Here is a 14,439-nt window from a genome sequence, read left to right on the forward strand (position 1 = left end):
ACGACTCAGAAAGAAGCCGATCTCAATGACCGACCGATCAGGACACGCTCGGGCCTCGGCGGCCCTCCCGCTCCCGATTCCTCCCCGGCCTGAAGACCGGGGCACCCTCGGGAGGTTCTGGTGAAACTCGTTATCGGACTTTCCGTCGGCCGGGGAACGGGTCCCGAGCTCGCGACCGTCTTCGAGCGGGTGCTGGCCGGAATCGCCGATGCGTATTCGGTTGAAATCGGTGTCACCCGGTCACAAAGGCTCTATCACTCCTACTCATCACTGAGGGCCGACGCCGACGTCGAGCGGGTCCGTGAACTCACCGGGGAGGACGCCGATCACTACGCGGACTTCTGCCGCACGCTGGCCGCTCTCGGCGTTCCCGCCGTCTTCCGCACGGCTGTCAACGCCCAGTCGCTCTACCTGGTCCGCCGACGCCTGCAGGCGGTGAAGGTCGACGTCATGACCACCCCGGACGCGTCACTACTGCTGGTTCGGGACGAGGCCCAGGGCTTCTACACCGGGGAGAACACCCACGTCCCAGGCGCGCTGGTCCGCACCATGGCGTTCAGCCGGGAGATCACCGAGAAGGTCATCGCCTTCGCCGTGCGGCGTGCGCGGCAGGAGTGGCCGGACGGCGGAATCGGCCAGATCGTCATGGCGTACAAGTTCCACCTGCTCGACGGGGCCCTCGACGAGTGGGTCGCCGAGAGCGCCGCGCGGCACGGCGTCGAGATCCGCCTGTTCCAGCCGGACACGGTGAACCGCAACCTGATCGAGCACGGCCCGCACCCCCGCACGCTGATCATCGCGGGCAACGAATGGGCCGACATCATGCACGTGGTCCTGCTGGACCGCTTCGGCTCCGAACGCCAGGAGAACCGCTGCACCGAGAACGTCTATCTGCACCCCGACGCGGCCGGACTGGTCGAGTACCAGACCGTGCACGGCTCCGCCGACGACCTGGCCGGAACGGACACGGTCAACCCGGTGGCGACCGTACGCGCCGCGGCGGCGATCGCCGAGCGGCACGCGGGCTGCGCCGGAGCGGTTCAGCTGGTAGAACGCGGTCTCGAATCACTCGTCCGCCGAGGCATCGGCACCCCCGACCTCGGCGGACGGCACTCGACCACCGCCATGGTGGACGCACTGCTCGACGCGCTGGAGCCCGCGGGGCTGCCGACCGCGGCGGTGAACTCATGACCACCGCGCTGGTCGTCGTAGACCTGCAGAACGACTTCTGCGTCGGGCCGACCGCTCACGCCCGATACTCCGGCGACCCCGCGACCCTGGAGGCCGTCGCGACGAACACCGCGCTGGCCGTCGACCGGGCCCGTGCCCGCGACATGGAGGTGATCTTCGTCCGGTTCGTCGGCGACGCCGAACATCAGGGTCCGAGCTGGCGGCGCCGGGATCGCATACAGAACAAGCCGCTCAAGTGTCGGGAAGGTTCGTGGGGCGCGGAGCTTCACCGGGTGTCACCTCTGCCGGGAGAGCGTGTCTTCACCAAGCGAGCGTGCTTCGACGCCTTTCTCAGCACCGGGTTCGAGCAGCACCTCGTCCACCGGGGCGTCGAACGGCTCGTACTCGCGGGCCTGTACACCGACGTCTGCGTGGACTCCACCGCCCGGACCGCGTTCCAGAAGGGCTTCCACATCACGATACTGACCGACTGCACCACCAGCCGGCACCTACCGGACGCGGACGTCCTGCGCTTCATGGCCTGTCTCTATGGCGCTCACCTCAGTACCCACGACCATCCGTGGGTGCCCCCAACCGGAGAGGGGGACGCGTGCCAGGTGTCGAAGACGGCGTCGGCCTGACCGCCCTCATGGTCGCCGCCGCGCGGGCGATCGAGACCCACCGGCCCGACGCTCTGGCCGCCGACACCTACGCCGAGCACTTCGTACGCGCCGCCGAGGCGTCCGTGGCCTGGCCGGTCCGCCCGGCACAGGTTCCGGGCGGGGACGCCAACCCCCTTTGGGGCAGGCTGGGGCGCTACTTCGGTCTGCGGACCCGAGTCCTCGACGACTTTCTCATCCGCTCGGTCCACGAGAGCGCCCGGCAGGTCGTGCTGCTCGGCGCGGGCCTCGACACGCGGGCCTTCCGGTTCGGCTGGCCACCGGGCCGGGTCGTCTACGAGATCGACCGCGACGGCGTCCTGGCGTTCAAACACCACGTGCTCGACGACCTCGCCGCCGTCCCGACGACCACCCGGCGCCCGATCGCGGCCGACCTGCGCGAGGACTGGGCCCGGTCGCTGCTGAACACCGGCTTCGACCCGGCCGTGCCGACCGCGTGGCTGGCCGAGGGCCTGCTGCTCTATCTCCCATCGGCCGCCGAGCGGCGTCTCATCGACACCGTGGACCGCCTGAGCGCCGGAGGAAGCACCCTGGGCTTCGAGGTCAAGCTCTGGATGGAGTCTCCGCAGGTCCGTGCCAGCCCCGTGTACGTCGCGACCAGACAACAGATCGGCGTGGACCTGCTCGCCCTGTTCGACGGGGAGCCGCGCCCCGACTCCGCCGGCCGCCTGCGAGAGCTGGGCTGGTCCACCGCGATCCACACGCCCTTCGACTTCACCCGCCACCACGGTCGCGGCCCGCTACCCGAACCGAACGACGCCCTGGCGAGCAACCGCTGGGTGTTCGCCGACAAACCCGGCGCGTAGGTCTAATCAGCTTCTTGGCGGTAAACACCTGATGTCAGCGAACGCGGCACGGGCCGCGACGGCGTGTGCAGCACGCCCAGCCGCTGGGTAGCGCGGGTCAGGGCGACGTAGAGGTTGTTGAGCCCGCGTGGCGACTCGGCCACGATCAGACCGGGCTCGACCACCAGCACCTCGTCGAACTCCAGGCCCTTGGCCTGCCGCACGTTCAGCACGACGACGGGCCGGGGCGCATCGGGGTTCTCGCCGACCGACGCCTCCGGCACGCTCGCCGCGATCGCGAGTCCGAGCGGCTCCAGCAACGAGTCCGGCACGATGACCGCGAGCCGCCGATCGACCAGTCCCGCGGTCTCGGCCGCGACGACCTCGACCAGTCGGTCGGTGAGCTCCTCCTGCGGCACGCGAAGTGCCCATGGCTCGACCCCGCTCTCCCGTACCGAGACGGGTGCCTCGAGGTCGGCGTCGATCTCCGTCAGCACCTCGGCGGCGACAGCCATGATCTCCGCGGGCACCCGGTAGTTCCTGGTGAGGTTCGCAAGCCGCCAACGCCCCTTGACGTAGGGGTCGAGCACCCGCCCCCACGACAGGGTGCCGCCCGGCTCGCCGCTCTGCGCGGTGTCCCCGACGACGGTCATCGACCTGGCCGGACATCTGCGCATCAGCAGCCGCCAGGCCATCTCCGACAACTCCTGCGCCTCGTCGACGATCACGTGCCCGAACGTCCAGGTCCGGTCGGCCGCCGCGCGCTCCGCCGAGGTGCGGTGGTCCTCCTCCTCGTGCCGCCCGGCGAGCGTTTCCGCGTCGATCAGGTCGTTCACCGTGAGAATCTCGGCCTCCTGGTCGTCCTCCAGGTCGGTGGCACGCGACCCCATCGCGACGTCCAGCACTCCCTGGGCGTAGCGGACCTGCTCACGCCGTTCGCGCTCCTGCCGGATCCGCTCCGCCCTGGTGTCCTCCCCGAGCAGTTCGGCCGCCTCGTCCAGCAGCGGCACATCGGCGGGCGACCAGCCGCCGCCGGGCTCCCGCAGCAGTGACGCCCGATCCTCGGGGGTGAACCCCGGCGTCGCCGAGGCGATGCGCTCCGGCGAGCCGAACAGGTCCGTGAGCAGTCGCTGTGGCGTCAGGTCGGGCCAGAGCTTGTCGAGTGCCGCGAGGACCGCCTCGTCGGTGAGCATCTCCCTGCGGATGCCCTCCACCTGGTCGGCGTCCAGCAGGAGCTCACCGTCGAACGGATCGGTGGCGATGCGTTCGGCGTACTGCTGGGCAAGGACTCCGCTGATCTCCCGTACCACGATCGGCCTGGCCGGGTTGTGCAAGAGCAGGGAGGACCGCGCCAGGTCGCGTACCCGCTCACAGGTCCGCCGGTCCAGGCGCAGTGTCTGTCCCTCGTACTCCACCTCAAGGTGGTCCTCGGGCACCCACTCGCGGTCGCGTACCGCGGCGGCGACCACCTCGGCCATCGCCGACCGGCCCTTCACCTCAATGGTCTCCGGCCTTTCCTCCCGTTCCGCGGTCACCCCGGGATACAGCTCGCCGATCGTCGACAGCAGTACGCTCGTCTCCCCCAGCGCGGGGAGCACGTTGCCGACGTAGCGCAGGAACGTCGCGTTCGGCCCGATGACCAGCACCACCCGTCGCGCCAGCTGTCGCCGCCGGGTGTAGAGCAGATAGGCCGCACGGTGCAGCGCCACCGCGGTCTTTCCCGTTCCCGGTCCCCCCTGCACGACGAGTACTCCGGTGTGCTCGGAGCGGATGACGCGGTCCTGCTCGGCCTGGATCGTCTGGACGATGTCGGTCATCCGGCCGGTTCTTCCTGCGTTCAGCGCCGCCAGCAGGGTGGCCTCGCCCGCCAGCCCCTCGTGTCGGGTCCCCGCCGCGGATTCGAGGTCGAGCACCTCGTCGTGGACCTCGATCACCGTGCGGTCACGGTCCTTGATGTGCCGGCGCCGCCGGACGCCCTCCGAGGTGACCGCGGTGGCGAGGTAGAACGGGCGGGCGGCCGGCGCCCGCCAGTCGATGAGCAGCGGAGCCGCGTCGTCGGCACCGTCGGCGTCGGTAGCGGGTGCGGGTGCGGCGGATGCGGCGTCGTCGGCGAGCAGGCCCATCCTGCCGATGTGGCGGCGCTCGCCGTCGAGCATGTCGAGCCGCCCGAAGCACAGGCCGTGCTCGGCCGCGTTGAGCTGGGCGAGGCGTTCGGCGTGGGCGGCGTGGGCGGCCTCCCTCTCGACGCGCGCCTGGGCGTTGCCACCGGTCGTCGCGAGCACCCGGGTCAGCCGTTCGGTGACGTGTTCGCGGAGCTCGTCGAGCCGGCCGTACAGCATCGACACGTACTCCTGCTCCTCGCGCAACGCCTCGATTGACAACAGCACTCCTCGTGATACAATGGGCCAGTAGACGTGTTTGTTTTTCCTTTCAAACGGCCAGCAGTGTAGCTTTCGCCGACGTGCCCGTCTACCTTCTCCCCTCTTCGCTCAATGCCGGGCAGCGCCCCTTTTTTGCGGGCCGATCCCCCTGGGCCCGAGCACCGCCGGAGAAACGGCCGACGTGGTCTCAGAACGTGGCGTGACGAGGTGTCCTGCGGTCACCTACAGTTCGTTGTCCAATAGCCACCGTTCCAGTCGCTCCGGTGACGCGGCACGCGACGCGAGGAGGCCGCCGATTCCGGGGATGAGCGCGAGCATCCACACCCTGCGGCGTCCGTCCATGACGAGGATGGCCGTGATGACCGTGGCGGTGTAGGCCAATCCGTGCACAGGACCAAGGACTCGTGAGACTTCCGGCAGGTGGACGGTGACAATGTTGGCGAGCATCAGCACGAGCGTGGCGAGTTCCACCGTACCGACGATTTGCAGTATGCGACGCGGGCTCATAGTCCGACTCCCGTGGTCGAGCCGGGCCGGTAGATCATGAGGACGACGACGATCGCCCATAGCAGGTTGAACACGCCTGTCAGCATTCCGAGTCGGCGGGCGATTCCGTCAGGCACCGCCTCGCCCACATCGTCCGAGCCCGCGTCGAGTGTGCGGACGACGCGCGTCTGATTGGGCAGGATGAACGCGATCAGCAGCGCAGCGGCGGCGGCGGTCAGGATCATGGAGACGATCAACCATATGTCGCCGAGCACACCGATGCTCGCACCGGTTGCGATGCCGAACACGGGAACGAGCACTCCGATCACTGTGTAGACGCGGGTGATGCGGTGCAGGATGCGCACCACGGCAACGTTCCTCGGGTCGTCGGGTGCGGCGAGGGCGAGGCGTGCGAAACGCGGGAACATGCTGGCAGCGATGGCGACCGGGCCGATGGTGAGAATGACCGCGAGCACATGGACCGAGAGTAGGAATGCGCTCACGCGCTGGTCCGCTCGCCGGTCACGCGCGCGCGTGGCAGTCGCCCGGCGCGGGACTCGCCGGTGAGGACATCGCCGTTGACGGTGACGTCGTATTCAAGGTTCAGTCGTAGCGGCTTGGTGATGCGCTGTCGCCAGGTGACGCGCTGACCGGCCGGGCCGTCCTCGACCGCGATGTCCGTGAGGGACGTGGTTTCGCCGCCACCGCTCGCGCTACCGCGGATCACCCCATCCCCTTGCTCGAAGTGGTAGTCGGCTTCGATGGTGCCGACGGGTGTCTTCATACGCAGCAGCCAGGTTCCGGCGATGGTGCTCATTTGTTTGGGACTTCCGTTCTCTGGGGGTCGAGGTGAATGGATCAGGCCGCAAGCCGGCGTGCGCTCTTCCAGGTGGTCCCGCGGCGCTCGTATTCGAAAAGCTCCTCGACCGCGTGCGCGGTGTGGGAGCCGAAGTCGCGTTCGAGCAGGTACAGGGCGACGTCGAGGCCCGAGGTGACACCACCTCCGCTGATGAGGTCGCCGTCGTCCACCACGCGTGCGCGGATGGCGTTCACTCCCGTGGCGTCGAGCATGTCGATGCCGAGCACATGTGTGGTCGCGGTGCGGCCCTCGATGAGGCCGGCCATCGCAAGTGCGAGCGAACCCCCGCAGTAGGCCGCGACAGTGATGTCCGGGTTGTCGAGCGCGCGGCGAATCAGGGGCATCGTGTCGCTCAACGCGAACCGGCCCAGAAGCACGGGGATGGTCTCGGCTCCGCCATCGGGATCTCCATCGACGGGACCGGCCGCTCCTGGGACAAGCACATAGCCGGGCGCATCAGGGTCCAGCGCGGCGACGGCCGTGAGGGATATCTGGGGCGTACCGGATCGCACGATGCCGGGACCGCTCGCGCTGACGAGCTCCACCGCGAACGCTCCGCCGAGGAAGTCGCTGCCGGCGGTGAGCACCTCGAACGGGGCGATGACATCGAGCGGGTCGAACCCGTCGAAGAGCACGAACTGGGCGCGGAGCTGAGGCATGGATGATTCCTTTCAATGGACGCTCCATCCCATCCTCGCCTTCGCCGGCAGGTCAGACCAATGGCTATCAAGACAGAGAACACCTGGATCCAGCCACAGGCTGAGATGGCTATCATGCGAGGATGTACACGGTCGTCGTGCTCGCGCTTCCCGATGCGATCGCCTTCGATATGGCCACACCCATTGAGACCTTCGGACGCGTACGCCTACCGGACGGAAGGCCCGGATACCGGCTTGTCGTTGCCGGCCACGAGCAGTCGATCCAGGCAGGCCCCCTGCGCCTGGCAATCGATGAGGGACTGGACGCGCTCGAACGTGCCGACCTCATCGTGGTGCCGGGGAGGAACGACCCGTTGCAGCCGTCGCCGCCCGCGGTTCTCGCAGCCCTTCGTGCCGCAGCGGAGCGGGAAACACGGATCGCGTCGATCTGCGTCGGCGCCTTCACTCTGGCCGAGGCGGGCTTGCTCGACGGCCGGGACGCGACGACCCACTGGCTCGCCGCGGACCAGTTCGCATCCAGGCACCCCGCTGTCCGGCTCAACCCCGACGTGCTCTACACGGACAACGAGAACATCCTGACATCCGCCGGCGCCGCATCCGGTCTCGACCTGTGCCTGCACATCGTCCAGCGCGACTACGGGACGGCGGTCGCGGCAGACGCCGCCCGCCTCGCAGTCGCGCCACTGCACCGCCCGGGCGGGCAAGCACAATACATCGTCCGGAACCGAGCGACCTACCGGACGACGACCCTTGAGCAGGCGCTCTCATGGATCGAGGCGAACGCGCACCGCGACGTGGCGCTTGCGGACATCGCCGCCGCGGCCGGTATGAGCGTGCGCACACTTACCCGTCGATTCAAGGACGAGACAGGGCAGAGCCCAATGCAGTGGGTGTCGGGCGTGCGCATCCGTCACGCGCAGGAACTGCTCGAAACCACCGACCACACCATAGACCGAATCGCCGCCCAGACCGGATTCCCGACGACGAGCAACTTTCGTTCGCAGTTCGGCCAAGTCCTCGGCGTCACACCGGGCGCGTACCGCAAGGTGTTTCGCCCGCAGGTGTCCAGGACATGAACGGCCTTGGATACGGAAGGAACCGCATCAGTCCTTCATCGTCTTGAAGGTCACCGGGGCGTCGGACTTGGTGTGTCCGACGCCCCGGGTTGGCGAGGTCATGCGGTCAGGGCAGAGAGTCGCTGGTCGAGGTCGCTGTGGCGGGCGTCCTTGGGGAGGCGGTCGCGGGCGGCGAGGAGTCTGCCGATGTTGCGCTTGGAGGGGGCCTGCTCGACCATCGGGATCACCTGATGCAGCAGATCGGCGGCGTGGTCGGCGTTGCCGAGGTCGTTCTGGACCTGAGCGCGCCTGATCAGGTAGGTGGCATAGTCCCTACGCCGGGTTGGGGCGAACCTCTCCTGCGCCTTGTCCAGGAGGGCGTCCGCACGTCGTAGGTCGCCCAGGTCGGCGTGGCACACGGCAGCCTGGTCGTGCAGGGAGCCTTCGTCGAACCAGCCGACACATGGCGGGTCGTCATCGCGAGTGCCGCGTCCGAACTGGGTTTCGGCGATGCCGAGCAAGCGATGAGACTCCGCCTTGTCGCCCATGCTCGCGTGCGCACATGCCAGGCGCATGCCAGCATGCCGGCGGTTCGCGGCGTGACCTCTCCGGCGCTTTCGTGGGCGGTGCGGGCAAGGGTGAGGGCTCCGGAGAAATCTCCGAGGTCCTTGCACTGCAGGGCCATTGTCCTGAGGAGGTTCGCGCCCTCGTCCAGGGCCAGCAGTATCGGGCCGAGCAACGCGAACCAGGAACGAGTCCCAAAAGACTCCTGCTGCCAGTCGAAGGCGACCTCTCCGCCACCGGCCGACCGATGCAACAGCCGCACCGCATGCGACCGTCCCGCCTCCCCTCGCTCGACCTCCGCCCCGATGATGCCCAGGTCGGCGACCCGCAACAACTCCCGGATCCGCGGGCCATGCTCGCCCTCCAACTGTGCGGCGGTAAAAATTTCCCGATCCTGCCGCTCTCCCTCCGGGCCGATGGACCGCAGGTTGCGTCGAAACCAGTGGAAGAGCACGGAAAGCTGCGGATGGTTGTCCGTACCGGCCATGGGGAGCAACAGCGCGTCGGGACGCGTTGTCCTTCTGGTCCTCGCCAATGGTCATTCGGTTCACGTACCCGGGGTCGGTGAAACACGTGCCGAAGCGCTGATGACATGGCGGGAAGGACATATACAGGCGGCCATACGACAGGCGAACATGCCGACCGCTCTTCCGGCTCCTCAGTACAAGGCTATCGAGGGTCAGTTCGCGGCCGAGGAGCGCACGCTTAAGGATAAGCGGGCCCAAGTCGAACAGAGCCGGCAGAACAGCCGCATCGACCTCGTCCGGCGGCAGACAGAGGCGGAGCGCCAGTTGAACGACCGGCACAGCGCCGCCGTACAGGCCGGCGAAAAGGCGCTCCAAAGGGCCAATCAGCGACTGGCGGCGTTACGTGCCGAGCATCGCACGGCGGTTCAGGAGGGGCAAAGACTCGCTCGCGAACCCATCGCTTATCGCAAGATTTCCTGTGGGCGTTTTCTACGCACGGTCCTAATCGGTCGCTGACGCTGGACGTACTACGCCTGTCACCATCATCGCACCTATTCGTCGAGCGGCAGAAAGGACCTGCTGGCTCAGATCACCGACACCGAACTCCAACACTCGTCATCGAGAGGATCTTCCAGCGTGCTGGGCGCACGAAAAGGGGCAGGGGCTTACAGAGCTCGAAGCCATCGATCGATGGCTGCGAAGTCTTCGCCGGTGAGCCCTCGGTATGACTCCACTCGGTACAGGAGAGCCCGGCCGCCGTGGTGCCTGGACACCCACTCCCTGTCGGCGTCGGTGATCTCGTCGTCGACCCAGGCGAATGGGCGTCCGTCCGCCCACTCCACCAGGGTCCGGGTCTTCCAGCAAAGCCCGAACCATTGGTCTTCACGTTCATGCCGGCCGGTTGACTCCGGCCAGCTCACGACGGGTAGCCGTGGCAGCCCGACTCGGGGCGCTATCTCGGCGTTCGCCGCGTCTTCCCAGGTCGTCGCCCAGACGAGTTCACAGGGCAGCGCCGCCAGCCGACGCCCCGTCTCGGAGGTGAGCCGCGCCAAGCCGGAGTCCGGTGCGGTAGCCCGTGGTGCGCGTTGCGGGTCCTCCCCAAACGGGAGAAGTGGCCCGTCGACGTCGAGGAAGAGCAGCGGGCGTACGGTATGGCCGGTCATGCCGCGTTGCCTCGGTCACGTTCGATGAGTACGCCGCGCTCGAAGCGGGCTCCGGCACGTACGAGAGCGACCAAGCGGGGTCCACAACGCGTCGGGACTGTCAAGATTCCTCTAGAAGCTCGGCGGCGGCTTTGGGATCCATGATGTTGGACCAGACCTGTTCTGCGGGCAGGAGGTCACGTTCGGGCAGTGCGTATTCGGGGAACCAGCCGTCTGCCTCGCAGCCGGGAACCCGGCCCAGGATCATCGCGACCAGGTTCGCCGGGACTGAGCCGGTAATGCGAATCGCCGCGTAGGTTTCGTTGCCGTTGTCGGCGCGGACCTGGATCCCGAGGCGGAAGCCGGAGAAGTCAGCAGCGTGTTCGTGGCCGTCGTGCAAGGATCCACGTGCGAGAGCGCGGATCGTGGAGTTGAGTCGTAGGGCGAATCTGGTTGCCGCTTCGAGCTGGTAGCGGTCATGGTCGTCACGGGTGGGTAGGAGATGCCCGCTGTAGGTGCCGGTGGTCAGGGCATGATCGTGCTCGGCGTTGTAGCGGGCACGGGCCGCTTTCCCGCTGATTTCCAGAACGGTGTAGAAGTCGTCGTTGGAGCCGTCCTCGCGGGTCCCGGCGGCGACCATCCACATTGGGATCTCGACCTCGGGGTCGTCCGCCCATACGGCTCCACGCCAGCGTTGCACCTTCACCTTGAACAGCACCACATCATCGATGGCACGGATGCGCTCATGCGCGGCGCCAGGATCGGCGAACTGTTCGGAGGCCTTGTCCAACAGCGGGTGGCAGAGCATGTCCAACGGAGTCCGGGCGGACGGTATGGGCAGTTTCAGGTCGTCACGGAGGACACGCAACGTAGGACGGACGCGGTGCATGGAGATTTCATTCCTCCCAATCGCCGGTGCCACCGAGTTCGTTGATGCGGTCGGGTGTCAGGCCGGTGAGCAAGGACACATTGGACGACAGGGAGCCGTCCAGGACCTTCATCGACTCGACCATCCCGCGGCGGATCTGTTCGCGCTGCTGGTCGAGGTAGACACGAACCGCGGCGGCCACCAGGTCTTTCTTGGTCATCCCGAGGAAGTGGGCCGCCTGGGAGATCAGTTCGTCGGTCGCCGGGTCGACTTTCAGCGGTGATTGCCGCTTGGCCGGGTGGGGCGTCGTCATGACTTCCTCCTTTCGCTCCCACGGTACCTAGGTACCTCAAGGTGAGTAAACACAGAGGAGCAGAGAGTGAGAGTCAGACCGGCACCTCAGGCGAGAACTCACCGAGTGCCGCCAAGACCCTTTGGAATTTCCCTGCCCCCTCAGCAGTCGTACCGCGATGATCAGGATTTTGCGTGTCGATCGCGCTTCTTGAGGGCCGTCGGGGCGTCGGGACTTGGTGTGTCCGACGCCCCGGGTTGGCGAGGTCATGCGGTCAGGGCGGAGAGTCGCTGGTCGAGGTCGCTGTGGCGGGCGTCCTTGGGGAGGCGGTCGCGGGCGGCGAGGAGTCTGCCGATGTTGCGCTTGGAGGGGGCCTGCTCGACCATCGGGATCACCTGATGCAGCAGATCGGCGGCGTGGTCGGCGTTGCCGAGGTCGTTCTGGACCTGAGCGCGCCTGATCAGATAGGTGGCATAGTCCCTGCGCCTTGTCCGGGAGAACCTCTCCTGCGCCTGGTCCAAGAGGGAATCCGCACCTCGTGGGTCCCCCAGATCGAGGTGGCACACGGCGGCGTGGTCGTGAAGAGCTCCTTCGTCGAACCAGTCGACCCATGGCGAGTCGTCATCGTGGGTGCCACGCTCGAACTGGGTGTGAGCAATGCCCAACAGACGATGGGACTCGGTTTTGTCGCCCACGCTCGCGTGCGCACAGGCCAGGCGTGCGGCCAGCATGCTGGCGGTTCGCGGCGTGACACGCCCCGCGCTCTCGTAGGCGGTACGGGCAATGCTCACGGAGCCGGGGAGATCTCCAAGATCCTTGCACTGCAGGGACATCGACCTGAGGATGCTCGCACCCACGGCACGGTCACCGGCCGTATGTGCGGATCGAATGGCTGCGACCCAGTAACGCTGGGCCGCAGCGTGCAGGCCCGTATCGAAGGAGGCGTAACCGGCCAGTTCTCCGATTTCCGCGGCCAGACCGTGAAGACGCTGGGCAAGATCCTCCCTGTAGGAGGACTTCTTCAGCACCTTGACGACCACCCCGAGCTCGGCCGCCAGCGCGAGCTGCGTGTCCCGATCGGGAACAGTGCCCCAATGCTCCCAGCGCCACGCCTTTTCTCTTCTTCTGCCATATTTCCGACTCGCCGGGCGATAATGGTGACCAGATCCTGGTACGTCCAGCCACGCTCGGCACGGACGTAACTCAAGGGGTGTACGAAAACTCCTCAAACGAGGCCGGCTGTCTCCGTCCACGCATTCACACCGACCCGCAAATCCATCCTGCCGGAGAAAGGCAGGTAACACCTTGGGGCTTTTCATACCGGGCCGATTCGGAACAACTGCCGGCCCTCAGCCAAGGGCTCCAGTCCTGCGCGGAAAGAAACGCCCGCAGCACACGCACGGCTCGCGACGACGGGAACCTCATGTTGTCGGAGGCGATCCTCCGCCGGACGTCCGGAAACCCGCGCCGCCTCTCGTCGACCCGCCGCATGATCCCCGGTGGTTAGGATCGCGGCATGCCCGCCTTCCTTGGGACCGAGCGGCTCGTGTTGCGTCCGTTCACCGAGGCCGATGCCGAGCAGCTTCTCGCGCTGGACAACGATCCCGACGTCATGCGCTTCATCAACGGTGGTCGGCCGACGACTCTTGAGACGATCCGGGCACGAAGCCTGCCACGACTTCTCCATGTTCACCCGTGCTTCAGGACCCGTGGCTACTGGGCCGCGGAGGAGAAGACCGACGGTGTCTTTCTGGGCTGGTTCGAGTTCAGGCCCCTGGTCGACGACAGTCCCGCCGTGGTCGAACTCGGCTACCGCCTGCACAAGGCCGCCTGGGGCAACGGCTATGCCACGGAAGGGGCGCGAGCCCTGATCCACAAGGGGTTCACCGACCTCGGAGTGGAACGGGTGACCGCGAACACCATGGCGGTCAATGCGGGATCCCGGCGGGTGATGGAGAAGGCGGGCCTGTCGTTCGTCCGAAGCTTCACCGAGGACTGGCCGGAGGCCATCGAAGGTTCCGAACACGGTGACGTCGAGTACGAACTCACCCGGGCCGAGTGGGAGCAACGAGGCCGGAACAAATAACCCTGAGCTTCCCGTGGCAACCCGACTCTGGGTGCTGTCTCGGCATTCGCCTCGTCCGAGTAGTGCCCACGCTTCATGCCCGAAGGCGCGGGTCGCATCGCGATCGCGAGTCATCCGGCTTGATCCGGACGCCTTGTGATCGCGGTTCGCAAGTCTCCGTAGGCGGCGCTCAAGCCTCCGGTAAGCGGGGCGCCGTATCACTGGAGGCACGACGCCCGCAGCGAGCAGAACGGCGGGTCTCACCTTCCAGGAGTCCACCATGAACCGTCGCGCGATCCTCTCGGTGACCACCGCCTTCGTCTCGGCCGCGGCCCTGGCCGTCGCCCTCCCCGCCCACGCCGAGACCACCCGGGCGAGCGGCTGCAGCATCCAGCCGTACGGTCTCATCGGTGCCCGCTGGGCACAGCTCGGCGGCGAGAACGGCAAGCTGGGCTGCCCGACCACGACAGAGCGCGACATCTACCAGAACAACGTCGGCTGGGCAGGCCGCCGCCAGACGTTCGCCCGCGGCCAGATGGCCTGGTCTCCCAAGAACGGCCCCAACCTGGTGGTGGCCGCCTGGTCGAGCAACGGCTACGCCTACTTCGACTGGCGCACGACCGATCGCGCCTTCGACAAGTTCCTCGTCCGCTGGACCAGTGCCGCCGACCCGAACGGCGCCCAGGAGGACTTCATCGGCGGCATCCGGGGACGCTCCTACACGCGCATCCGTACCAACAGCGGCTACCGCTGGAACGTCAAGGGCTGTGACACCGGTGTGTTCGGCTCCAGCTGCCAGAAGACCTGGACCATCTCCGTCACCGGCTGACCTCTGAGCGGGGAACCTTCGCATCCGCCTGCCATCGGTGCGATGCATGCGGGTGTCGCGGGTTTCGTGTCGTGACCGACGCGTCCGCACGACAGGAGTCCGTGCCCGCTCCGCCCCTCGACCACGTCGCCGATGAT

17 protein-coding genes are annotated in these 14,439 nt (G+C 67.3%); 7 read left to right on the plus strand and 10 right to left on the minus strand.

Going from position 1 to position 14,439, the window contains the following annotated elements:
- Window positions 1–120 precede the first annotated feature (120 nt).
- Genes ACFY3D_RS08755 through ACFY3D_RS08765 form a run of 3 tightly spaced genes read left to right on the plus strand, consistent with a single transcriptional unit; the run spans window position 121 to window position 2,656 of the window.
- A complete protein-coding gene (locus ACFY3D_RS08755) occupies window positions 121–1,191 on the plus strand; it encodes an isocitrate/isopropylmalate family dehydrogenase (RefSeq protein ID WP_389976619.1) in 1,071 nt (356 codons plus the stop codon).
- Entirely contained in the window at window positions 1,188–1,811 is a 624-nt protein-coding gene (locus tag ACFY3D_RS08760; protein ID WP_389976622.1) for a cysteine hydrolase family protein, read from the plus strand. Before ACFY3D_RS08755 ends, ACFY3D_RS08760 begins: the two co-directional genes overlap by 4 nt.
- Window positions 1,781–2,656, plus strand: coding sequence for a class I SAM-dependent methyltransferase (locus ACFY3D_RS08765; protein ID WP_389976625.1), 876 nt, complete (start codon window positions 1,781–1,783; stop codon window positions 2,654–2,656). The genes ACFY3D_RS08760 and ACFY3D_RS08765 overlap by 31 nt, the downstream gene beginning before the upstream one ends.
- Window positions 2,657–2,658: 2 nt before the next feature.
- Here the strand turns inward: ACFY3D_RS08765 and ACFY3D_RS08770 are convergent, their stop codons facing one another.
- From ACFY3D_RS08770 to ACFY3D_RS08790, 5 genes are all read right to left on the minus strand, one after another.
- A complete protein-coding gene (locus tag ACFY3D_RS08770; RefSeq protein ID WP_389976628.1) occupies window positions 2,659–5,022 on the minus strand; it encodes a HelD family protein in 2,364 nt (787 codons plus the stop codon).
- Window positions 5,023–5,238: 216 nt separating this feature from the next.
- Entirely contained in the window at window positions 5,239–5,487 is a 249-nt protein-coding gene (locus ACFY3D_RS08775) for a hypothetical protein (protein ID WP_389976631.1), read from the minus strand.
- A gap of 32 nt (window positions 5,488–5,519) precedes the next feature.
- A complete protein-coding gene (locus ACFY3D_RS08780) occupies window positions 5,520–5,978 on the minus strand; it encodes a hypothetical protein (protein WP_389976633.1) in 459 nt (152 codons plus the stop codon).
- A gap of 23 nt (window positions 5,979–6,001) precedes the next feature.
- Window positions 6,002–6,319 carry a hypothetical protein gene (locus ACFY3D_RS08785; protein WP_389976636.1) on the minus strand — a complete coding sequence of 106 codons (318 nt, stop codon included), beginning with the start codon at window positions 6,317–6,319 and terminating at the stop codon, window positions 6,002–6,004.
- A gap of 41 nt (window positions 6,320–6,360) precedes the next feature.
- Window positions 6,361–7,020, minus strand: a complete 660-nt coding sequence (locus tag ACFY3D_RS08790; RefSeq protein WP_389976639.1) for a DJ-1/PfpI family protein — start codon at window positions 7,018–7,020, stop codon at window positions 6,361–6,363.
- 122 nt (window positions 7,021–7,142) lie between these two features.
- Here ACFY3D_RS08790 and ACFY3D_RS08795 point away from each other — a divergent pair, with 122 nt between their 5' ends.
- Window positions 7,143–8,096 carry a GlxA family transcriptional regulator gene (locus tag ACFY3D_RS08795; RefSeq protein ID WP_389976642.1) on the plus strand — a complete coding sequence of 318 codons (954 nt, stop codon included), beginning with the start codon at window positions 7,143–7,145 and terminating at the stop codon, window positions 8,094–8,096.
- Between the two features lie 98 nt (window positions 8,097–8,194).
- Here ACFY3D_RS08795 and ACFY3D_RS08800 read toward each other — a convergent pair whose 3' ends face one another.
- Window positions 8,195–8,650, minus strand: coding sequence for a hypothetical protein (locus ACFY3D_RS08800; protein ID WP_389976645.1), 456 nt, complete (start codon window positions 8,648–8,650; stop codon window positions 8,195–8,197).
- 405 nt (window positions 8,651–9,055) lie between these two features.
- On the opposite strand from ACFY3D_RS08800, the gene ACFY3D_RS08805 reads away from it, so the two are divergent.
- On the plus strand, window positions 9,056–9,622 hold the full coding sequence (locus ACFY3D_RS08805; protein ID WP_389976647.1) for a hypothetical protein: 567 nt from the start codon (window positions 9,056–9,058) through the stop codon (window positions 9,620–9,622).
- Between the two features lie 149 nt (window positions 9,623–9,771).
- Here the strand turns inward: ACFY3D_RS08805 and ACFY3D_RS08810 are convergent, their stop codons facing one another.
- From ACFY3D_RS08810 to ACFY3D_RS08825, 4 genes are all read right to left on the minus strand, one after another.
- Window positions 9,772–10,269, minus strand: a complete 498-nt coding sequence (locus ACFY3D_RS08810) for an HAD domain-containing protein (protein ID WP_389976650.1) — start codon at window positions 10,267–10,269, stop codon at window positions 9,772–9,774.
- Window positions 10,270–10,369: 100 nt separating this feature from the next.
- A complete protein-coding gene (locus ACFY3D_RS08815; RefSeq protein WP_389976653.1) occupies window positions 10,370–11,038 on the minus strand; it encodes a hypothetical protein in 669 nt (222 codons plus the stop codon).
- Window positions 11,039–11,144: 106 nt separating this feature from the next.
- Entirely contained in the window at window positions 11,145–11,429 is a 285-nt protein-coding gene (locus tag ACFY3D_RS08820; RefSeq protein ID WP_362900613.1) for a hypothetical protein, read from the minus strand.
- A 245-nt stretch (window positions 11,430–11,674) separates the two neighbouring features.
- Complete coding sequence (locus tag ACFY3D_RS08825; protein WP_389976656.1) at window positions 11,675–12,448, minus strand: hypothetical protein; 774 nt, start codon at window positions 12,446–12,448, stop codon at window positions 11,675–11,677.
- Between the two features lie 476 nt (window positions 12,449–12,924).
- On the opposite strand from ACFY3D_RS08825, the gene ACFY3D_RS08830 reads away from it, so the two are divergent.
- A complete protein-coding gene (locus ACFY3D_RS08830) occupies window positions 12,925–13,494 on the plus strand; it encodes a GNAT family N-acetyltransferase (protein ID WP_389976660.1) in 570 nt (189 codons plus the stop codon).
- Between the two features lie 259 nt (window positions 13,495–13,753).
- A complete protein-coding gene (locus ACFY3D_RS08835) occupies window positions 13,754–14,302 on the plus strand; it encodes an LGFP repeat-containing protein (RefSeq protein WP_389976663.1) in 549 nt (182 codons plus the stop codon).
- Window positions 14,303–14,439: the final 137 nt, after the last annotated feature.

The sequence above is a fragment of the Streptosporangium sp. NPDC000509 genome, assembly GCF_042898365.1.
In the GTDB taxonomy this organism is placed as follows: domain Bacteria; phylum Actinomycetota; class Actinomycetes; order Streptosporangiales; family Streptosporangiaceae; genus Streptosporangium.